The organism is Frankia nepalensis, assembly GCF_016786325.1.
Taxonomy (GTDB): Bacteria; Actinomycetota; Actinomycetes; order Frankiales; family Frankiaceae; genus Pseudofrankia; species Pseudofrankia nepalensis.
In genome coordinates this window covers 14,356-34,658 of the sequence record NZ_JADWYU010000119.1, presented here as the reverse complement: position 1 = coordinate 34,658, position 20,303 = coordinate 14,356, and the positions used below count along the sequence as shown (strand labels likewise).

The 20,303-nt window shown below is 71.4% G+C and carries 18 protein-coding genes; 9 read left to right on the top strand and 9 right to left on the bottom strand.

Annotated elements, in window-relative coordinates; all coding sequences use genetic code 11:
- Positions 1–4: 4 nt before the first annotated feature.
- Positions 5–931, bottom strand: coding sequence for an acyl-CoA thioesterase (locus I6A81_RS15635; RefSeq protein WP_203001544.1), 927 nt, complete (start codon positions 929–931; stop codon positions 5–7).
- Between the two features lie 77 nt (positions 932–1,008).
- Here I6A81_RS15635 and I6A81_RS15630 point away from each other — a divergent pair, with 77 nt between their 5' ends.
- Genes I6A81_RS15630 through I6A81_RS15620 form a run of 3 tightly spaced genes read left to right on the top strand, consistent with a single transcriptional unit; the run spans position 1,009 to position 4,298 of the window.
- A complete protein-coding gene (locus I6A81_RS15630; RefSeq protein ID WP_238428580.1) occupies positions 1,009–1,950 on the top strand; it encodes an NAD-dependent epimerase/dehydratase family protein in 942 nt (313 codons plus the stop codon).
- A gap of 3 nt (positions 1,951–1,953) precedes the next feature.
- Positions 1,954–3,102: a sulfotransferase family protein gene (locus I6A81_RS15625; protein ID WP_203001546.1), complete on the top strand. Its 1,149-nt coding sequence runs from the start codon at positions 1,954–1,956 to the stop codon at positions 3,100–3,102.
- 14 nt (positions 3,103–3,116) lie between these two features.
- Positions 3,117–4,298: a DUF1214 domain-containing protein gene (locus I6A81_RS15620; RefSeq protein WP_203001548.1), complete on the top strand. Its 1,182-nt coding sequence runs from the start codon at positions 3,117–3,119 to the stop codon at positions 4,296–4,298.
- Between the two features lie 67 nt (positions 4,299–4,365).
- Here I6A81_RS15620 and I6A81_RS15615 read toward each other — a convergent pair whose 3' ends face one another.
- On the bottom strand, positions 4,366–5,562 hold the full coding sequence (locus I6A81_RS15615) for an RNA polymerase sigma factor (protein ID WP_203001550.1): 1,197 nt from the start codon (positions 5,560–5,562) through the stop codon (positions 4,366–4,368).
- Between the two features lie 592 nt (positions 5,563–6,154).
- On the opposite strand from I6A81_RS15615, the gene I6A81_RS15610 reads away from it, so the two are divergent.
- The 3 genes from I6A81_RS15610 to I6A81_RS15600 all read left to right on the top strand — a co-directional run bounded on the left by I6A81_RS15610 (position 6,155) and on the right by I6A81_RS15600 (position 9,067).
- Positions 6,155–6,358, top strand: a complete 204-nt coding sequence (locus I6A81_RS15610) for a cold-shock protein (protein ID WP_203001551.1) — start codon at positions 6,155–6,157, stop codon at positions 6,356–6,358.
- A 393-nt stretch (positions 6,359–6,751) separates the two neighbouring features.
- Positions 6,752–7,879 (top strand): ferredoxin reductase, encoded by a 1,128-nt coding sequence (locus tag I6A81_RS15605; protein WP_307874685.1) that lies wholly within the window; start codon positions 6,752–6,754, stop codon positions 7,877–7,879.
- Between the two features lie 39 nt (positions 7,880–7,918).
- Entirely contained in the window at positions 7,919–9,067 is a 1,149-nt protein-coding gene (locus I6A81_RS15600; protein ID WP_203001552.1) for a fatty acid desaturase family protein, read from the top strand.
- Positions 9,068–9,173: 106 nt separating this feature from the next.
- On the opposite strand, the gene I6A81_RS15595 is transcribed toward I6A81_RS15600, so the two are convergent.
- Both I6A81_RS15595 and I6A81_RS15590 read right to left on the bottom strand, forming a co-directional pair.
- Positions 9,174–10,526, bottom strand: a complete 1,353-nt coding sequence (locus tag I6A81_RS15595; protein ID WP_203001553.1) for an ABC transporter substrate-binding protein — start codon at positions 10,524–10,526, stop codon at positions 9,174–9,176.
- Between the two features lie 280 nt (positions 10,527–10,806).
- Positions 10,807–11,280 (bottom strand): TspO/MBR family protein, encoded by a 474-nt coding sequence (locus I6A81_RS15590; protein ID WP_203001554.1) that lies wholly within the window; start codon positions 11,278–11,280, stop codon positions 10,807–10,809.
- A gap of 156 nt (positions 11,281–11,436) precedes the next feature.
- Here I6A81_RS15590 and I6A81_RS15585 point away from each other — a divergent pair, with 156 nt between their 5' ends.
- The gene (locus tag I6A81_RS15585; protein WP_203001555.1) at positions 11,437–12,072 is read left to right on the top strand and encodes a superoxide dismutase family protein; all 636 of its coding nucleotides are present in this window, start codon (positions 11,437–11,439) and stop codon (positions 12,070–12,072) included.
- 36 nt (positions 12,073–12,108) lie between these two features.
- Here the strand turns inward: I6A81_RS15585 and I6A81_RS15580 are convergent, their stop codons facing one another.
- Together I6A81_RS15580 and I6A81_RS15575 are read right to left on the bottom strand one after the other, a co-directional pair.
- Positions 12,109–12,696 carry a ClpP family protease gene (locus I6A81_RS15580; protein WP_203001556.1) on the bottom strand — a complete coding sequence of 196 codons (588 nt, stop codon included), beginning with the start codon at positions 12,694–12,696 and terminating at the stop codon, positions 12,109–12,111.
- On the bottom strand, positions 12,693–13,322 hold the full coding sequence (locus I6A81_RS15575) for a ClpP family protease (RefSeq protein ID WP_203001557.1): 630 nt from the start codon (positions 13,320–13,322) through the stop codon (positions 12,693–12,695). Before I6A81_RS15575 ends, I6A81_RS15580 begins: the two co-directional genes overlap by 4 nt.
- 297 nt (positions 13,323–13,619) lie before the next feature.
- Here I6A81_RS15575 and I6A81_RS15570 point away from each other — a divergent pair, with 297 nt between their 5' ends.
- Positions 13,620–14,537 carry a carboxymuconolactone decarboxylase family protein gene (locus I6A81_RS15570; protein WP_203001558.1) on the top strand — a complete coding sequence of 306 codons (918 nt, stop codon included), beginning with the start codon at positions 13,620–13,622 and terminating at the stop codon, positions 14,535–14,537.
- 73 nt (positions 14,538–14,610) lie between these two features.
- Here the strand turns inward: I6A81_RS15570 and I6A81_RS15565 are convergent, their stop codons facing one another.
- Together I6A81_RS15565 and I6A81_RS15560 are read right to left on the bottom strand one after the other, a co-directional pair.
- Positions 14,611–16,134, bottom strand: a complete 1,524-nt coding sequence (locus tag I6A81_RS15565; protein WP_203001560.1) for a DHA2 family efflux MFS transporter permease subunit — start codon at positions 16,132–16,134, stop codon at positions 14,611–14,613.
- Between the two features lie 702 nt (positions 16,135–16,836).
- Complete coding sequence (locus I6A81_RS15560) at positions 16,837–18,333, bottom strand: MFS transporter (RefSeq protein ID WP_203001562.1); 1,497 nt, start codon at positions 18,331–18,333, stop codon at positions 16,837–16,839.
- A gap of 53 nt (positions 18,334–18,386) precedes the next feature.
- On the opposite strand from I6A81_RS15560, the gene I6A81_RS15555 reads away from it, so the two are divergent.
- Positions 18,387–18,872 carry a winged helix-turn-helix transcriptional regulator gene (locus I6A81_RS15555; protein ID WP_203001564.1) on the top strand — a complete coding sequence of 162 codons (486 nt, stop codon included), beginning with the start codon at positions 18,387–18,389 and terminating at the stop codon, positions 18,870–18,872.
- A gap of 53 nt (positions 18,873–18,925) precedes the next feature.
- Here the strand turns inward: I6A81_RS15555 and I6A81_RS15550 are convergent, their stop codons facing one another.
- The gene (locus I6A81_RS15550; protein WP_203001566.1) at positions 18,926–20,182 is read right to left on the bottom strand and encodes a PP2C family protein-serine/threonine phosphatase; all 1,257 of its coding nucleotides are present in this window, start codon (positions 20,180–20,182) and stop codon (positions 18,926–18,928) included.
- Between the last annotated feature and the right edge of the window lie 121 nt (positions 20,183–20,303).

Below are 20,303 nucleotides of genomic sequence, written 5' to 3'. Positions count from 1 at the left end.
TCGGTCATCGTCCCACCGCCAGCGGGCGCGCGAGCACATCCTGGGCCACCGTGGCCACCAGCCGCCCGTCGGCGTCGTGGATGGCCCCGCGCACCAGGCCGCGGTCGCCGGCGACGACGACCGTCTCCTGGGTGTGCCGGTGCCAGCGGTCGAACCGGACCGGCTGGTGCAGCCAGATCGCGTGGTCGAGGCTGCAGGCCGACCGGAAGTCCGGGACGAGACCCTCGGGGAAGGAACGGAAGGCCATGTCGAGCAGCAGGTAATCGCTGGCGTAGGTGAGCAGCGCCGCGTGCAGGCCGGGGTCGGCGCCGACGTCGCGGGGCAGGCGCATCCACACGTCGCGCGGGTCGGTGGCCGGGGAGCCGCCCATGAAGATGGGCGCCTCGTCGAGCCGCATCTCGATCGGCGGCGGGTGGTCGACCCAGGCGCGGGCGGTCGGCTCGAACGCGGGCGGGGCCTTGCGCGCCCAGTCCTGCAGCAGCGGCAGCCGCTCCGGCTCCGGTACTGGCGCGGGCGTCCGGGCGGGCCGGGCGCCCGGTGTCCCGGCGCCTGGGGGCGTGCCGCCGGCGGGGCTGGCGTGGAACGTGACGATCGCGACGAGGAGCACGCGGTCGCCCTGCAGGACGGTCACCCGCCGGGTCGCCATCGACCGGCCGTCGCGTACCCGGTCCACGGCCAGCTCCAGTGCCGCGTCCGGCGCGCCGGCCGCCACGAAGGACGCGTGCAGGGAGGAGAAGGCCTTGCCGTCGACGGTCGCGCCCGCCGCCACCAGCGCCTGGGCGAGCGTCTGCCCGCCGAAGATCCGGTTGAAGCGAGGCGGTTCGGAGCGGACCAGGAACCGGTCGTCGCCGAGCGTCTCGAGGTCGAAGGCCCGCAGCAACCCGTCGAGTGACTCGAGGATGGCGTGGCGCAGGGCGAGGTCGATGCTCACCGGCCCATCACATCACTCGCCACACATTGGATCAAATATCCTATTAGGCTCCACGTCCGGTGGGCTGACGGGGGGAGATGAAGATCGTGTTAAGTGGCGAGAAGATCTTAGTTACCGGGCCAGCCGGACGCATCGCGTACGGACTGGCCCGAACGCTTTCGCCCCACAACGAGGTCTGGGGCGTCGCCCGCTTCAGCGATCCTGCCACGCGGGAGCGAGTCGAGGCGCTCGGTGTGACGACCCGGGTGGTCGACATCGCCGACGGACCGCTCGACGAGCTGCCCACCGACTTCACCTACCTGCTGCACCTGGCGGCCGACTTCAGCGCGAACGACTACGAGCGGGCGATCCGGGTGAACGCCGAGGCGACCGGCCGCCTGCTCGAGCACTGCCGGTCCGCGCGGGCGGCGCTCGTGATGTCCACGGTGAGCACCTACAAGCCGCACCCCGACCCGTGGCATGGCTTCCGGGAAGACGATCCCCTCGGGGACGCGATGGCCCCGCCGTCGGCGCCCTACTCGGTCTCCAAGATCGCGGGGGAGGCGGTGGCGCGCTACTGCGCCCGTTCGTTCGGCCTCCCGGTGACCATCGCCCGCATGGGCTGCGCGTACAGCGACGACGACGGCCTCCCGGTCTGGCACCTGCGGGCCGTCGCCGCCGGCGAGCCGGTCAGGACCCGCTGGGACCCGATGCCGTACAGCCCGATCCACGACGACGACATCTGCGCGCAGCTCGAGCCGCTGCTGGCGGCGGCGAGCGTGCCGGCGACGATCGTGAACTGGGCCGGCGACGAGGCCGTGAGCGTCCAGCAGTGGGCGGCGTACTTCGGCGACCTGCTCGGCACCCAGGCCGCGGTCGACGTCGAGCCGATCCCTGGCGCGTCCGTCGGCTCCGTCGCCGATCCCACCCGGCGCGCGTCGATCACGGGGCCCTGCCGGGTCGGCTGGCGCGACGGCTTCCGCCGGGTCGCCGAGCGGCTCTTCCCGGACCGGCTGGCCGTCGCCGAGGCGAGGAGCTGAGCGATGTCCCCGACGCGCTACCCGACCAGCGAGGCCCTGCTGGACGCCGCGGTGGCGGCGACCGGCCTCACCGACTTCGGCCCCGGCGACTTCCGGGAAGGTCTCGACGTGCTGCTCGACAGCCTCGAGCGCGACGGCGACCTGAGCCCGGCGGCGGACGACGCCGTCCTCGGGGTCTTCCATCGCAGGCTGGTCAACCGCCTCGAGCTGGAGGCGTGGTACCGCGAGCATCCCGAGATCGAGGGACTCCCGGTACGGGGGCCGGTGGACGTCAACGGCCTGCCGAGGACCGGTACGACGGCGCTCGCGAACATGCTGTCACTCGACCCGCGATTACGTGGCTTACGCCCCTGGGAACAGTCGAAGCCCTGCCCGCCGCCGGAGCTCGACACCGAGTCGATGGACCCGCGACGCCTGGAGCTGGTCAAGGAGTACGCGCAGATCCCGGCCGAGCTGAAGGCCATGCACCTCTACGACGCCGACGCGACGATGGAGGACAGCGAGGTCCTTGGCATGACCTTCCACGGCCAGCAGATGACGCTGCCGGTGTACGGCTACCACGCCTGGTGGCGCGGCGCGGACCTGACGGACACCTTCCAGTACCACCGGCGGGTCATCAAGCTGCTGCAGTCGCGCCGCCCACCCAACCTCTGGCTGTTCAAGGCGCCGCATCACAAGTTCCACCTCGAGCCGCTGGCGGCCGCCTACCCGGACGCGCGGTTCGTCATGACGCACCGCGATCCCGCCAAGGTGGTCCCTTCCTACGCCAGCATCGTGTCCGCGATCCTCCCACCATCGGCGGGCGAACGCGACCACCGGCGGCTGGGCGAAGAGATCTGCGAGCACCTGCGGGCCGGCATGGAGAACGCCATCGCCGCGCGTGCCCGGCTCGGCGAGGACCGCTTCCTCGATGTCCACCACCGTGAGCTGGTCGCCGACCCGATGGGGACCATCCAGCGGGTCTACGCCTTCCTCGGGCTGGAGCTGCTGCCGTCGGTCCAGCGCGCGCTGGCCGACTGGCAGCGGGCCAACCGCTCCGGGGCGCACGGCGCCCACCGCTACACCGCCGAGCAGTTCGGCCTGACGACGGCCCGCATCCGGGCCGACTACGACTTCTACATCGAACGCTTCGGCGTCGAGCTCGAAGGCTGAGGGAGATCCAGATCATGAGCCTGCCTACCTGGGCTGAGCAGATGAAGGCCCTCGGCGGCGTCGCGGACAACCTGATCGCCACGTGGCGGCCGGGCGGCGCATCTCCAGCCGAGACACAGGACATGAACAAGCTGGCGCTGTCGATCCTGGCCGGTGGCTACCTGTGCCGGGTCTACACCGACGCGCGCCGGCCGGTGTTCATGCCGCTGTGGAACTACGCGTTCAACCAGGGCGGCCCCGACCCCGACTACGTCTACTCGACGACCGAGGTCGACCACGGCGGCGTGTACGAGATCTCCGGCTACCGCGGCACCACGCGCTTCGTCGAGATCACCCAGCAGGGCTTCGACATGATGAGCCCGGCGGACATGAGCAGCGGCCCGGTCCCGGCGACGCACGACCTGGACGATCTGGAGCTCGGCAAGGACGGCTCGTTCCGCGTCCTGCTCAGCGCCGAGCGCCCGGACGGCCACACCGGGGACTGGTGGCGGCTCGAGCCCACCACCCGCCGCCTGCTCATGCGCAAATGCGCCTGTGACTGGGCCGGCGAGCAGGACGCCCGGGTGGCGATCAACCGGCTCGACGACCCGGGAGCCGACATGTCACCGGCGGAGTCGGCCCGGCGCTTCGCCGACCTCGCCGCGTGGGTCGAGGGCATGATCGCCTTCGACATGCAGCTGGTGCGCTACTACCGCGAGCACCACGGCCTCAACACGCTGCTGCGCTCCAAGAAGATCGACGAGATGGGTGGGCTGCCGAAGCAGGTCTACTACGACGGCATCCATGAGATCGCCGACGACGAAGCCCTGATCATCGAGACCGAGCTGCCCAGGCAGTGCCGCTACTGGCAGGTGCTCGTCGCCGACGACCGCTTCTGCACGGTCGACTGGGTGAACCGGCAGTCCAGCCTCAACGACGCGCAGGCCCGCCTCGACGGCGACGGCCGGTTCCGGGCCGTCATCTCGCGGCTCGACCCCGGCGTGCCCAACTGGCTCGACAAGGCCGACTACCCCTGGGGCGTCATCCAGCTGCGCTGGAACCATGCCAGCGACCATCCCGATCCCACGATCAAGAAGGTGCCGTTCGCCGACGTGCGCGCGCACCTGCCGGCTGACACGCCCCTGGTCACCCCGGCCGAGCGCGCGGCGGCGCTGCGTACCCGCCGGGAGGGCGCCCAGCTTCGCCGGATCTGGTGACCCGGCCAGCGCGGGCGCGGGACCAGGGCGCCTGCCCGCGCGGGGTCGCCGCGGGCGTCGCCGCCGACTAGGAGAGGTAGTCGCGCAGGCCCTCGGAGCGGGCCGGATGGCGCAGCTTCGTCAGCGTCCGCTGCTCGATCTGGCGGATCCGTTCGCGGGTCAGGCCGAACTCGCGGCCGATCTCGTCCAGCGTGCGGCCACGGCCGTCCACCAGGCCGAACCGCAGCTGGATCACTCGCCGTTCCCGGTCCGGCAGGGCGCCCAGGACGGCGCCCAGCTGGTCCGCGCGAACGGAGATCATCGCCGCCTCCGCGGGCTCGATGGCGGCGGTGTCCTCGATCAGGTCGCCGAGCTCGATGTCGGCCTCGTCGCCGACCGGGCTGTCGAGGGACACCGGTTCTCTGGAGACCCGCTGGAGCTCGTCGACCCTGCTCACGGTGACGCCGAGCGCGGTGGCGATCTCCTCCGTGGTGGGCTCGCGGCCGAGTTCCACCAGCAGTTCGCGGCGAAGCCGGACCAGTTGGTTGAGCAGTTCGACGAGGTGCACCGGGAGGCGGACCGTGCGGGACTGGTCGGCGAGCGCCCGGGTGATGGCCTGCCGTATCCACCAGGTCGCGTAGGTGGAGAACTTGTAGCCCTTGGTGTAGTCGAACTTCTCCACTGCCCGGATGAGGCCGAGATTGCCCTCCTGCACGACGTCGAGGAAGAGCATCCCCCGCCCGGTGTAGCGCTTCGCGATCGAGACGACCAGCCGGAGGTTGGCTTCGACGAGTTGTTGACGGGCCCGCTGCCCGTCCTGCTCGACGGCCATGAGTTCCTGGCGCTGCCGGGGGGCCATCTCGTCGGCGCCGGTCGCCAGCTTGTGGCCGGCGAACAACCCGGCCTCGATGCGCTTCGCGAGGTCCACCTCGCCCTCGGCGGTCAGCAGCGTCGTCCGGCCGATGGTGGCCAGGTACATCCGCACCGGATCGTGCAGGAGGGAGGGCGTCACCCGCGCCGCCGCCCGCCGCCGGGCCTGCGACGCGGGCTCGTCCGCCGGGGCATCGTCGCCGTGCTGGCTGTCGCCCTGGTGGGTGCCGCCGTGGGGGGTGTCCTCCTGCCCGTCGTCATCGCCGTCATCCATGTCCAAAGGACCCGTGGGGCCGCTCATGGCGAGGTCGTTCGGGTCCGAGCCTTCCGACTCGTCGGCGACACGAGCGGGGATCGTCGCGGTCCGCGATCCCGCGGGGGCGCGTCCGGCACCGAGCCGCGTCGTACTGACCATGGGTAGCTCCAGCCTGTTGGAGGGTCTGCGCGTGGAGTCACCAAAGTCATGGGTCATGACGCCGGAGGCGTCTCACGGCCGTCGGCGCATCGTGAACGGCGGCACGCGGCTGTCGCCGCGCGCACTGGCTGCCGTTGGGTTGCGTCGGCGTCCGGCGGCGATGGTGCTTGGGCGGGGCGAGGGTGCTTGGGCAAGGCGATGTGCTTGGACGGGGCGATGATGCTCGGGCGGAGGGTGTGGGGTGATCTGGGTCAGGCTACGCCATCATGTGGCGCCTACCGGGAGCCAAGGCCAAACCGGCCCCGCCGGCTCGTCGGCCGGGGACCTCGCCAGACCGGCCGGAGACACTCCCGGCCAGGCCCGTGACCGTTGGTCGTTTCCCCACCCGGCGCCCTCGGACCGGCCGTGACGAGGACCTGGTGCCGTTGGCCGTCGGCGCCGGCAGCGGGTAGGGTAGCGGCGTTGCCTGTTCTCCGCTGTGTGAGCGTCATGCATCGTCGAACGGAACGGCTGGGAGCGGGACTCATCTGCCCCCGGCGCGAGACCCGGAGACGAGAGACGTTTGCCGGGGAAAGTAGCAGGGAGAACGCTCGTGGCTCAGGGCACCGTCAAGTGGTTCAACGCGGAGAAGGGCTTTGGTTTCATCTCCGTGGATGGCGGCGGTCCGGACGTGTTCGTCCACTTCTCCGCGATCCAGTCGGACGGGTACAAGTCCCTCGATGAGGGGCAGAACGTGCAGTTCGAGATCGTGCAGGGCCAGAAGGGCCCGCAGGCCGACAACGTTCAGCCCGTCTGACGACACTTCGGCTTCCCACAGAAAGTGCGCGGCCCGCTTGGCCGCGCACTTTCTTTGCAATATCGCGCGTACGCACCAGACCGGGCATGCCCGTGAACGCCTACCGCGTGGCCTGAATACCGGACACCGGCGGTTGGGTGACAAACTGAGAGGCTGACGCGTTAACAAGCGACGAGCTGAGCACGTGTGCCCGTTCCGATTGCGTCTGTTCTGTTTGCGCCCGTTTCTTTCGCGCGTGTTTCGTTCGTGCCTGTTTCGTTCGTGCTTGTTTCGTTCTTCGCGCCCCACCGAGCCGGGAACCGCGCCACGGGGCACCGTACCAAATACCCGCGTGCGCGACAAAGGGGACATCGCTGTGACCTTTTTGATCCCGTCGAGCGTGGCGCGGGTGGCGTGACGGCGCGAGCCACCCCGAGGTGGCTGGCGTCCGGTGCCGCTTCGCTGCTCACGACCCCCCTGCGGGCTGACGACTTCCTCGAACTCGTCAATCCCCTCTGGTCCCGGCGTCAGCTGTGGGGCCGGGTGGAGGCCGTGCGACGGGAGACGCCCGACGTCGCGACGCTGACGATCCGGCCCGGCCGGGGCTGGCGGGAGCACCGGCCCGGCCAGTACGTCGGGACCGCGGTGCGCGTGGCGGGAGTCTGGCGGCACCGCCCGTACTCGGTGTCGTCCGCGCCCGGCCGCCCCGACGGCTGCTTCCAGATCACGGTGAAGGCGGCCCGGGACGGCCGGGTGTCTCGCCGGCTCGTGTTCGAGGCGGCACCGGGCACGGCCATCAGGCTGGACTCGCCGGCCGGCGAGTTCGTCCTGCCCGAAGAAGTCCCGGAACGGGTGCTCTTTCTGACGGCCGGCAGCGGGATCACACCGGTGATGTCGATGCTGCGTCATCTGGCGCTGCGGGACGCGATGCCAGACGTCGTGCTCCTGCACTCCGCCAGGACGCCCGAGGATGTGATCTTCGGAGCGGAGCTGCGTGCGCTGGCCGGGCGTTTCCCGAGGCTGCGGCTGCACGAGTGCCACACCCGGCCGGCCCGCGGCACCGTGGATCCGGACCGCGCCAGGAGCCAGCGGTTGGCCGGGCTGCTCGCCGTGTGCCCGGACTGGTCACGACGGTCGACGTGGGCATGCGGACCGTCCGGTCTGCTCGCGGAAGTCGAGACGTTGTGGAGCGAGGCCGGCGTCGCCGACCGGCTCCGGGTCGAACGGTTCCACCCCGCCGTCGCCAGTCCCGCCGTCCCCGGGCCCGGTGGTAGCGGTGGCGGTGGCGGTGCCAGTGTCCATTTCACGCGCAGCGGGCGGCGGGTGGCCACGGACGGCGCGACGCCGCTGCTGCACGCCGGGGAGAGTGCCGGGGTGCTGATGCCGAGCGGCTGCCGGATGGGCATCTGCCGCGGCTGCGTCGCCCGGCTCGGCGCGGGCCGAGTCCGTGACCTGCGTACCGGCGTCGAACACGGTGAGGCGGGCGAGCTCGTACAGACCTGCGTGTCGGCCGCGGCCGGCGACGTCGACATCGACCTGTAATTCACCCGAACAGGAGCGGCGTTGCCGGACAGACCCGAGATGACCGCGGCGGATATCGATGAGCTTGGCCGCGAGCTCGACCAGATCCGAGCCCAGGTGACGGCCTCCCTTGGGGAGGACGACGCCCGCTACATCCGCCGGATAATTTGCGTCCAGCGCCTCCTCGAGGTCGGTGGACGGGCCACGATGTTCGCCTCCCGCCGCCCACCCGCCTGGCTCGCGGGCACCACGATGCTGGCGTTCGCCAAGATCCTGGAGAACATGGAGATCGGGCACAACGTCATGCACGGGCAGTGGGACTGGATGGGCGACCCCACGATCCACTCCACCACCTGGGAGTGGGACGCGGTATCCCCGTCCGACCAGTGGCGGCAGGCCCACAACTATCGGCACCACACCTACACCAACGTGCTCGGCAAGGACCGGGACATCGGCTTCGGCATCCTGCGAATGACACCGGCCCAACGCTGGAATCCGGCGTATCTCGGGCAGCCCCTGTACAACCTCGTTCTCGCGGCCACCTTCGAATGGGGTGTGGCGATCTTCGACACGGAGATCGACCGCGCCGTGAACGGTGAGAAGACCTGGCAGGAGACCTTCACCCACCTCGGCGCGATGCTCCGCAAGGGCGGACGACAGGCCCTCAAGGACTACCTGGTGTTCCCGCTGCTCGCCGGGCCGGCGTTCCTCCCGGTGCTGCTCGGCAATCTGGCGGCGAACGTCGTCCGCAACCTCTGGGCACACACGATCATTTTCTGTGGGCACTTCCCCGACGGTGTCGAGACCTTCACCCCCGAGCAGGTCGAGCGTGAGACGCGCGGGGAATGGTATCTGCGCCAGCTCCTGGGTTCCGCCAACATCGAGGGCTCCCCGCTCTTCCACATCCTCAGCGGCAACCTGAGCCACCAGATCGAGCACCATCTCTTCCCTGACCTGCCCAGCAACCGATACGCCGAGATCGCCCCCCAGGTCCGGGCGCTCTGCGAACGGTTCGGACTTCCCTACACCACGGGGTCGCTCCCCACGCAGACCGCCAACGTCTGGGCGCGGGTCCTGCGGCTGGCCCTGCCGGGACAGGCCGCCGCGCCCGCCATTCCGGCACCCCGGCGACCTGAACGTCGCGTCAGCGCTGCCCACCGGCGCGTCCGCGCCCAGTACCAGCTCGCCAAATACCAGCTCGGCTACTGACCTCACCAGGATTCCCCGGCTCGAGACGTGGTCGAGCCGGCCTTGAGGGGGAGCCCGGCCGGAGCCGGCCGCGTCGCGCGGCCCCGACCGGGCTCGGTACCTGCCGTCAGATCTTGAGCAGGGCGCCGCAGGACAGCTTCGCCGTGACGTTGTAGGCCTTGCCGTCCAACTGGACCATGGACGCGCAGGGTGCGTTGACGAAGTGGTTCAGCGGGTAGCGCGTCTCGGGGAGCGCCCCCTCGACGTAGTTCGAGTAGTCGTCGTTCAGCAGCTTGAGCAGGCTGTCGACGGTGAGGTCGCGGCCGACCTTGGTGGCGGCCGTGACGAACATGTCGGCGGCCCAGTAGCCGGCCATGGTCGACTGGCTCAGCGTGGCCTCGGGGGTGTACTTCTTCACGTCGGCGACGAGCTGCTGGACCGCGGGCGAGGTGTCCTCGGCCGGGGACCACTGGATCATCGAGTAGGACTTCTGCAGGGCCTGGAAGCCGACCGCGGCGAGCCGGGGGTCGTAGCCAACGGTCGTCAGGTGCTTGCCCTCGTAGCCGGCGGCCTGCATTGCCTCGATCATCTTGGTCGTGGAGGTGAAGTCGGTGGCGTACAGGATGACGTCCGGCGGCCCACCGTCGGCGGATGTCATGATCTTGTTGACGATCGGCGTCGCGTCGGTGATGCCGGAGGTGGGCACCGGGTTCTCCGCGTAGACGACGTCGGCGCCGACGGTCTTGATCTGACCGTTCATGTCCTTGATCCCGATCACCGACGAGTCGGTGTCGGAACCGAGGAGCGCCACCTTCAACCCGGTCGCGTCGCCGTTGTTGAGCGACTGGAGCATGATCCCGTAGGTCGTGGCCGAGGCGGGCCGCTTCTCGGGCAGCAGGCAGCCGGTGATCCCGAAGCCGATGGTGTTGTCGCAGAAGCCCTTGTTGATGCCCCAGCCGAAGAACGGCACGGTATCGGCGCAGAAGGTGTCGACGAAGTTGGCGAAGCTGGTGATCACGGGTACGACCGCGAAGACCTGCTGCTGCTTGGCGAGCACGTTTGCCTGCGAGATGTTGCGGCTGGCGTCGTTGCCGTCGTCCATGACGCCGATGAAGTTGATCCTGCGGCCGTTGATGCCGCCCTCGGCGTTGGCCCGCTCGAACCGGGCCTTCGCGCCGAGGTCGACGCCGGCCATCGTGCTGCCGTTCGTGCTCGTCAGGTAGGCGAGGCCGCCGATCTTGATCTCGGTGTCGGTGACGCCGCGGGTCGGGTTCGCCGCCGTCGTCTTGCAGTCGAGGGTGGACGGGTCCGGGGTGAACCCGCCGTCGCTCCAGCCGGTCGCCGGCCCCGCCTTGATCTCCTCCGCGGCGATCGTCGGCTGGGGGGCCGTCGTCCCCGCGTCGTCGTCGCCGCAGGCGGCCAGGCCGGTCGCGAGCGCGGCGGACGCGGCGAGCACCGTGACTAATCGAAGAGCGCGCATCAAACTTCTCTCCTGGTGGGCGGACTCGAAGGTTCGTGGGCCCGTGGGCCCGTGAGAGGATCAGCCGGTCGTGCGCGCGACGTCCTCCTCGACCGATCTGTCCACGCGGACGTGGGCGACGGCGTGGCCCCGGCCCGCGGCGTCGCCCCCAGGTCCCTGCCAAGCGCGTCCCCGGCCGGTGAAGGCGACCGACACACCCTGCTCGATAAATATCTTAACGTTTTTGGCACTTGTGTCGCGGTGTCACCGGTGACGAGCTGGCCTTTCCCCGCCGCGCGGGTCAGCGGCCGGGGTTGCGGGCGGCGATCGCGGCGTTCAGCCCGGTGGCGAAACCGGTCCAGGCCAGATAGGGCAGCAGGGCCGCCCCGGCCACCCGGTCGGCTCGCCAGGCCTGGACCGCGAGCGCGACGTTGGCGCCGTCCAGGGCGATGATCTCGGCCAGCGCGAGGCGCGGGCGCCGGGCCCGGAAGAACAGCGGGGTCCAGCCGGCGTTCAGGGCGAGGTTGATCCCGTAGAGGCGCCGCAACCACCGTCGCTGCCCGTCACCCGTGCTGGCGTCCAGCGCCCGGGCGCCCGCGAACGCGATCGACGCGTAGAGCGCCGTCCAGACGGGCGGGAACGCCTCGGCGGGCGGCTGCCACGCGGGCCTGTTCAGGGACCGGTACCAGGCGGAATCGGGGTCGACCGCGACCGCGCCGGCGGCGGCGGCGCCCGCCGTGGCCAGACCAGTCCTGAAGAGAGTGGGACCGCTCATCACAAGGTGGTGCCCGTCGCGCCGCCGACCACCCTTCCCGACACCCGGGCCGGCGGGGCGGCCTCGCGCGATCACCTTGTCGCGGCCCACGCCTGGCTACGAGGCGCGCCCGGTTGAATGCTTTGCGTCAGCATCGTGACCCTGGACAGTCGCGTCATGCGCCGTACCAGGGCTTCACTCGTCACAGCCGGTGTGACCACCGTGTTGGCGTTGCCGATACTCACCGCCTGCGGCTCCTCGGGTGAGTCCCCGGCCGCCAGCGCGCAGACTCCGTCCGCTTCCACGACCTCGACGGCTTCTCCAGGGACGACCACCTCCCCCGCGCCGACGATCGTGCTCGCCGAGTTCGCGCCGTACCACCCGGGTGCCCAGGCGATCACCTACGACCCGGCGCGGGTTCCCGCCGGCGCGGACGTGGCCGTCGTGTCCGTGCGGGACGCCGGCAGGACCCGGACCGCGCTGGCGGTCCGCGGCCTGCCCCCGAACCAGAAGTTCGGCGCGCACGCGCACGCCAACGCCTGCGGCGAGGATCCGGCGGCGGCCGGCTCCCACTACCAGCACCGGGCCGATCCCAAGCAGCCGTCGGTGAACCCGGACTACGCCAACCCGCGCAACGAGATCTGGCTGGACTTCACCACCGACGCGGCCGGAAGTGCCCGCTCCGACTCCACCGTCGACTGGACCTTCGGGGACAATCCTCCCAAGTCCGTCGTGATCCACGCGGAGCACACCGCCACGGATCCCGGCCACGCGGGTCAGGCCGGCGGCCGGCTCGCCTGCGTCGACTTCTGACCCACGACCGTCGCCTCGGGGCCCGCGCCCGCGAGGCTACCGTTCCTCGATCACCTGGTCGATGAGCCCGTAGTCCCGCGCCGCGGCCGCGGTGAAGACCCGGTCGTGGTCCGTGTCGGCGCGCAGGGTCTCCGTGCTCTGCCCGGTGTGCCGGGACAGGATGTGCTCGATGTCCGCGCGGACGCGGACGACCTCGTCGGCCTGGAGGATGAGGTCGGGGATCGTGCCGCGGCCCTGCGCCGCCGGCTGGTGCAGGACGACGCGGGCATGGGGGAGCGCGGCGCGCTTGCCGGCGGCGCCGGCCGCCAGCAGGACGGCGCCGACCGCGATGGCCTGTCCCACGCAGGTCGTCGCCACGTTGGGCCGGATATAGCGCATGGTGTCGTACACGCCGAGCATCGCGCTCGGGTCGCCGCCCGCGCAGTTGATGTAGAGCTGAATGTCCCGGTCGGGGGCGTCTGCCTCCAGATACAGCAGCTGCGCGACGAGCGCGTTCGCGACGCCGGCGTCGATGCCGGTGCCGAGGTAGATGATGCGCTCCGTGAGCAGGTGCGAGTAGACATCCATGATGCGGTCGCCGCGCGGATGCTGCGCGATGACGTTCGGGATCGCGTAGGTGCTCATCGGGCGGTTCCCTCGGCGGCGAGGCCGATCCCGATGGGCGTGCGCCGGCGCGGCGCGACGTCGTCGAAAGTCTGCACGATCCCGTCGATGAAGCCGTAGTCGAGCGCCTCCTGGGCCGTGAACCAGCGGTCGTGCAGCGAGTCCTCGAAGATCCGCTCGATGGGCTGGCCCGTGTCCTCGGCGATCAGCCGGAGCACGGTGTCCCGGGTATGGCGCAGGTCGTTCGCCTGAAGTTCGATGTCGACCGCCGTACCGGCGATCCCGGCCGAGCCCTGGTGCATGAGCACACGGGCGTGCGGCATGGCGCGCCGCTTTCCGCGGGTGCCCGCCGACAGCAGGAACTGGCCGGCGCTGTAGGCGATGCCGAGCGCCAGCGTGGACACGTCGCAGGGAATGAGCCGCATGACGTCCCGGATGGCCAGCATCGACGGGACCGATCCGCCCGGCGAGTGAATCCACAGCGCGATGTCGGCGGAGGCGTCCGCGGTCGCCAACGCGATCAGCTGCGTCGCCAGCAGCGTGCCGTTGTCGTCGTCCAGGGGACCGTCGAGTACCAGGACCCGCTGCGCGTAAAGGTCCTGCCGCACCCGGTCGTTGAACAGCGGGGGCTTCTGATCATCACTCATGGCTCCACTCTGCTGCGCCATCCGGCCCGGTGGCCCCGCGCTCTGCCCGCGGCAGATCTGCTCACGGCTAATCCGCCCGGGCGCGCCCGAGGCGAGTGGGAGAACAGCGGGTGCGCGCGGGCGGCCGGTCGCCGAAGATGGTCAACGGGTGATCTCCGGCACGGGCCGGCGGCGCCGCGTCGACCGGCCCGGCCCGGAGGGCGAGCCCGAACACCCCAAAGACGCCGAACACCCCGAGCACCCGAAGACCCCGAACATCCGAAGACGTTGTCCCGAACACGCAGTGAGGTGACTGGCATGTCCGCTCCCCAGGTTCTCGCGCCGGCATCGGAGCTCGAGTCGATCCGCGCCGTCGCGCCGGCCGCGGCGACCTGGCTGCGTGCCGGGTGGGAGGGCGCCTTAGCCACGGTCGAGCCGCGGCTGCTCGACCTCGTCCAACGACGGATGGCCGTCGGGCACGGCCTCGCTCTCGAGACCGACGGGGGGCCGGCTGGGCGCGAGGGCGCCGATCCGCTCGACGAGGCGGTGGCCGCGTTCACCGACGGGTTCGTGCGGCACGTCGCCACCAGGCGGCCCGAGCTGGTCGCGGTGCTGCGGGAGCGGCTCGGCCGGCGGGGGACCCGCGGGCTGGTCGACGCCCTGTATGTGTTCGACCAGAACGCCCGCCTGGTGATCGGCCACGGCAGGCTGTTCGATCCGGGCGAGTTCGGGGACGCCGCGCCCGCCGCGGCGCCGGCCGAGCCGAAGTCGCTCGCCGCGGCCAACTTCCTGCTGCACGACGCCGCGCTGGAGCTGGGCGCGCTGGACCCGGTGACGACGGAACTGGTCCGGCTGCGGGCGGGCAGCTACCACGACTGCCGCACCTGCCTGTCGATGCGGCTCGTCGTCGACGGACGGGTGGTCGTCGACGACGCGCTGTTCGCCCGGCTGGAGCACTACGGCGCCGACCCGGCGTTCTCGCCGGCGCGCCGCGCGGCGCTGCGCTACGCCGACGCGCACATGACCGGGCCGCACCAGATCACCGAGGACCTGCGGACGGAGCTGCGCACGCACTTCTCCACGGCCCAGCTGGTCGAGCTCTCGCTCGACGTCGCGGCCTGGAACTACCAGAAGACCCTGGTCGCCCTCGACCTGGATGCCCCGGCCAGCAAGGACGGCCTCACAGGAATGATCATCAATCCCGACGGCACCGTCCAGGTCGCGCCCCTCGGCTGACCTCCGCTGCCCCGGCCGGCGCCTGATCAGCCCGCGAGGCCGTCCCGCCTGGGCTCGCCCCGACCCATGGCTCTCACGGGGTGTTGCCGCGGCCGCGGGGGAGCAGGAGCAGGGCGAGGACGGCGGCCGCGGCCATGAGCGCCACGGGGAGCAGCATCGTGTCGTGGAACGCCCGCGCGAGCTCGCCGGACGCGGCGCCGCCGGCGGGGTCCGGCAGCTCGCCGCGGCCGCCGGTGGCTGTCGTGCCGGCCAGCTGGGCGACGAGGAGCACGGAGGTCAGCGCGGTCCCCAGGGCGACGCTGACCTGGTTGATGATGCTGAGCAGCGTGCTGCCCGACGGGGTGTGCCGGTCGGGGAGGTGGCGAAGCGCGGTCGTGATGGTCGGCATGATGGTCGCGCCGGCGCCCGCGCCCGCGACCGCCATGGTCACGACCAGCTGCCAGAACGGCCGGTCCGCGCTGAGCAGCAACGCCGTGGCGAGCATGCCGCCGGCCGCCAGCGTCACGCCGGCGCCGACGACCTTCGCGGGCGCGACCCGGTCCACCAGCCGGCTGGCCACCTGCAGCGCGATGCCCGTGGTCAGGGCCTGCGGGATCGCGAGCATCCCCGCCTGGGCCGGGCTCTGCCCGCGGACCAGCTGCCAGTACAGCGGCACCAGGAGCATCGACCCGAAGTAGGCGGAGGCGAACAGCGCGAGCGTGGCCGTGCCGGACGCGAGCGCCCGGTGCCGCAGCAACCGGACCTGGACGAGCGGATCGGGCACCCGCAGGGCGCGCAGCACGAACGCGGCGCAGAGCCCGAGGCCGAGCAGCGCGGGGACCAGGACCGACGGCGCGGCCAGCGTGCCGAGGCGCCCGCTTTCCGCCAGCCCGTAGACGACCAGGGCGAGACCCGGCGCGACCAGCGCGAGCCCGAGGACGTCCAGCCGGGCGCGGCCCTCGTCCGCCGACGGGAGCGGACGCAGGAACCGCCAGGCCATCGCCAGCGCGAGCAGCCCGACCGGGACGTTGATCAGGAAGATCCACCGCCAGGAGAAGCCGACGAGCCAGCCGCCGAGCGTCGGGCCGACCAGTGGCCCGACCAGCACCGGCAGCCCGAGCAGGCCCATCGCCCGGCCGCGGGTGGCCGGCGGCGCCGCGCGCAGGACGATCGTCATGGCGACCGGGTTGATCAGGCCACCGCCGAGGCCCTGGACCACCCGGAACGCGATCAGCGACTCGATGTTCCAGGCCAGGCCGGCCAGCACCGAGCCCAGCAGGAACAGGCCCAGCGCGCCGAGGTAGACCCGCCTGGTGCCCAGCCGGCCGGCGAGCCAGGCCGTGGTCGGCACGACGACGGCCAGCGCCAGCGTGTATCCGCTCGACACCCACTGGATCACCGGCAGCGGCGCCCCCAGTGACACGGAGAGGTCCCGGATGGCGACGTTGGTGATCGTCACGTCGAGCACGACCATGAGCCCGCCGAGCACGAGGACCGCCATCATCAGGCGGGTGTGGCGGTCGAGCCTCGCGGCCGTGCCCGGGTTCGCGCTCGTCCCGGTCGCCGGGGCGCTGGGCGCCTCCATCGCCCCGGCGGCCGCGTCCGTGGAGCGCGTCATCGGCGGGTATCCGCCGGGTAGTCCCGCCCATTGTTCGTCAATGTCATGACGACAGCCTGAAACCTCAGGCAGGCTTTAGGTCAACCTTGCTTCCCGCGCGGCTGGCCCGCTGGACGCGCATCGGACGGTCCGGGCCGCCCGATGTCGGTCATTCACGAACGCCCATGGGGCGCGCGCCTTGGACGGCGGCGTCGTCGGCGCACCGTCGTGCTGACCGCCGTGGCCGGCGTCTTCAGGGGCCGCCGGCTGGGCCAGGAGGTCAGGCTTGGATCGGGCCGCGGAGGCCGGGCCCTCCCCGAGGAGCGCGTCGACGACCCGATCGACGGTCACCGCCAGGACTTCCATGCTCGCGTCGTCGCCGATGGCCATGCCGTGAGAGCGGAAAAGCTGGTAGGAAAGATCCTCGCGAAATCCTGGCGCGGCCGGGTCGTGATGACCACACACAGCCCCTCGCCGCCCTCCGGGCAGAAAGAGGGTGAGCCGACGATCAGGCTCAGGGTATTCCTCGCAGAAAACACACGCCTGCCGTGCGCTGTACATGTTCCCCCCCGTTGTGGCCTCTGAGCGCCACGGCGGCATTCTGGCACACAAGGCCGGATGACCTGGGCATTTGGGCGCCGCGTGTCGGCGAGGCCACCGCGCCGTCCGCGTGGCGGGCGCGGCCATTTCTTCGAGGCGGACGGCTGGCGTCTCGACGATCTGTCAGGTGTTCGACGGTGCCGAAGGAAGGGGCGGCGCGGGCGCGCTCGGCGGGTCGACCGCCAACGGCCGTGGGTCAGGGCGCCCTCGACGTTGCGCGGCCGGGCGGCGGAGCAGGGCGAGAGCCGGCACGACCCCGGCGAGGGAGATTCCGGCGGTGACCCACCAGGCGGTGCGGAAGGCATGCAGCTCGCCGGTCTGCGCGGCGCCGCCGAGGACGGCGACGAGGATGGCGACCCCGAGGGCCAGGCCGGTCTGGCGGATCATGTTGATGACCGCCGACCCGGTCGCGAACTCGGGCGGGGGGAGTGAGGCCGAGGCGGTGGCCATCATCGTCGGGAGCGTGAGGCCGACGCCGAGACCGGTGAGGATCATGCCGCCAAGTACGCCCGAGACGTAGTTGGGCTCGGTCCCGATCGCGAGGGCCCACCACGCAACGCCAGCACCGAAGATGACGCTTCCGGCCGTGATCAACATCGCGGGCCCGTAGCGGGCGATCAGGCGGCCGGCGATGCCAAAGGAGACCAGCGGGACCATCAGCGGCCCAGGAGCCATTGCGAGGCCTGCTTCCAGGGCTGACCATCCCCAGCGGCTCTGCTCCCACAGCACGATCGACAGCAGCATCGCGCCGAACGACGCGGAGAAGGACAGGGCGACGATGGACGCGCCGGTGAAGGACCGGGACGCGAACAGTGACGGGGAGATCAGCGGGGTCCGGCTGTGTCGGCAGTGCGCGCCGAACGCGGCGAGCAGCAGCCCGGCGGCCGCGAGCGAGCCGCCGATCGAGGGCGAGGCCCAGCCCCAGTCGCTGCCCTTGACCAGCCCGAACGTCAGCAGCGCGACACCGCCGGTCACGAGGGCGACGCCGAACGGGTCGGGCCGCTCGGCGGGGTGGCCGTCGACGCGGGGCAGCCGGCGCCAGCCGACGACCAGGGCGGCGATCCCGATGGGGACGTTGACCAGGAACACCCACCGCCAGCTGGCGGCTGCCAGCAGGCCACCGACGACCGGGCCGATGCCCGCGGCCATCCCGCCGGCCGCGGTCCACGCGCGGACCGCGCCCTGGCGGCGCGCCGGTTCGTAGGCGGCGAGCACCAGGCCGAGCGAGGTCGGGGTCAGCAGCGCGGCTCCGGCTGCCTGCGCCAGCCGGAAACCGATCAGCATCTCGACGCTCGTCGACGCCGCGCAGGCGGCGGAGGCGGCCGTGAAGACGACGACGCCCAGCAGGAATCCGTGATCGCGGCGGTAGCGGTCGGCGAGACGGCCGAAGAACACCAGCAGTGACGCGTAGACGATGGCGTACCCGTTGAGTACCCAGGACAGCTGGCCCAGGTCGGACGCCCCCAGGTCGTGGGCGATCTGCGGCAGGGCGAGATTGACGATGAACAGGTCGAGGCTGGCGAGGACCACGCCCGCGCACACGATCAGCAGCACCTGGCGCGGCGCCGCCGAGCCCGGCGTCGTGGCCGGCCGAGCGGGGGCCGAAGCGAGTCCTGTCATGGAACGGACACTAGGGGCGTGAGTTCTTTCATGCAACTAGCTAGCATGGAGACATGGAGCGCAAGAGCTTCGCCGACATGCACTGCTCGGTCGCGCAGTGCCTGGAGATCGTCGGCGAGTGGTGGTCGATGCTGATCGTGCGGGACGCCTTCTTCGGGGTCAGCCGGTTCGACGCGTTCCAGCAGCGGCTCGGGATCTCCCGCAACGTGCTCAACCAGCGCCTGAACAAGCTGGTGGAATCCGGGATCCTGATGAAGGTGCCCTACAGCGAGCATCCGCCGCGGCACGACTACCGACTCACCGAGAAGGGCCGAGACCTGTGGCCGGTGCTGAACAGCATGCGGCAGTGGGGCGACAAGCACGCGGCGCCGGAAGGCCCGCCCGTCCTCATCCGGCACGAAGGCTGTGGGCAGATCGTGACCGCGGTCCTCACCTGCTCCGCCTGCGGCGCGCCGCTCGGCCCGCGAGAGGTGCGGGCCGTCCCCGGGCCGGGGGCGCCGGCCAGCTCCGTCGGCGCCGGCGGCCGCTCCGACGGATGACCGTGACTATGCGGACGCGAGACGTGGGGCCCGCGAACGGGGCGCGTTCATGCTCAGGCGCGGCTTTCGACGCGAGCCTCGACCGGGGACGGGCGTAGCACGACGATGGCCACGTCGTCGCTGCCGGCGGTGGCCGAGGGGAGGGCGTCCAGCAGGCTGTCGGCGAGCGCCTCGGGGGAGAGCGCCCGGTGGCGGGTCAGGTGGTCGGCGAGGCGGGTGAGCCCGACGTCGATGTCCTCGCCTCGCTGTTCGACAAGCCCGTCGGTGTAGAGGACGAGGGTGGCGCCGTCGGGGAAGGCGGTGCGCGCCTGTGGCCGGGGGACGTGCTCGGGACGGGCGCCCAGCGGTGGATCGGTGGCCTGGTCGAGGAACTGGACGGTCCCATCGGGATGGATCAACAGGGGTGGCGGGTGGCCGGCGCAGCTGTAGGTGATGGTGCGGGCGTGGCAGTCGACGATGGCCTGGACCGCGCTTGTCCCCTCGGCGCCTTCGACCGAGCGGGAATACAGGCAGGCGACGTCCAGGGCGCGCGCGGGGTTGTCGACGACGCGCGCGACCGCGGCGAGCGCGCTGCGCAGCTGGCCCATGACGCCGGCGGCGGCCAGGCCATGGCCGACGACGTCTCCGACGGCCACCCCGATGCGGTCGCCGGGGAGGCTGACCAGGTCGTACCAGTCGCCGCAGACGTTGAGGGCGGTTGCCGGCCGATAGCGCACGGCGATGTCGGCGCAGCGGAGCGGGGTGGGCGCGGGCAGCATCGCCTCCTGCAGGGCCAGCGCGACCGCCTGCTCCCGGGCGTGTGCCTGCCGCAGCTGCTCGTTGAGGTTCTCGACCTCGCGGGCGCGGGCGAGAAGCTCCACCTGCAGCGCCTGGCGTCTGGCTTCGTCGCCCCAGTCGAAGTCCGCGCCGCCCTCGCGGACGAAGTCGGTGACCTCGAAGGACCGGATCATGATCAGCGTGACCCGGCCGTCCTCGTCCAGGATCGGCACGCTGATCACACTCCAGTAGCGCTCCTCGAAGAGGCCCGGACAGCCGGGGCGTTCGATGTCGTACCTCAGCAGAGCCACCGGGTCGCGGCGTCCGGTCGCCACCACCCGGGTCAGCGAGGCGCGCAGCTTGTCCCGCGCGTCGGAATGGGCGCCGGGGAAGACGTCGAACACGTCCCGTCCAAGCAGGTCGTCCAGGCGGCGGTCAGAAGCTTGTAGATATGCGCGGTTCGCGTCGACCATCCGGAAGTCCGGTGTCAGCAGCAGGACCGGGCTAGGCAGCTCCTCGTACACCGCCTCGTAGTCGATCCCGGGCTGTCTCATGCGCTCCCGATCAGCTGCACTCCCGATCAACCGCACTCTCGATCAACGCGACCGCTGAGCCTCTTCTCCCACCGTAGGTCGACCCGTCCAACCCCGCTGGGCCGCGCCGGAGCGCTTCGCC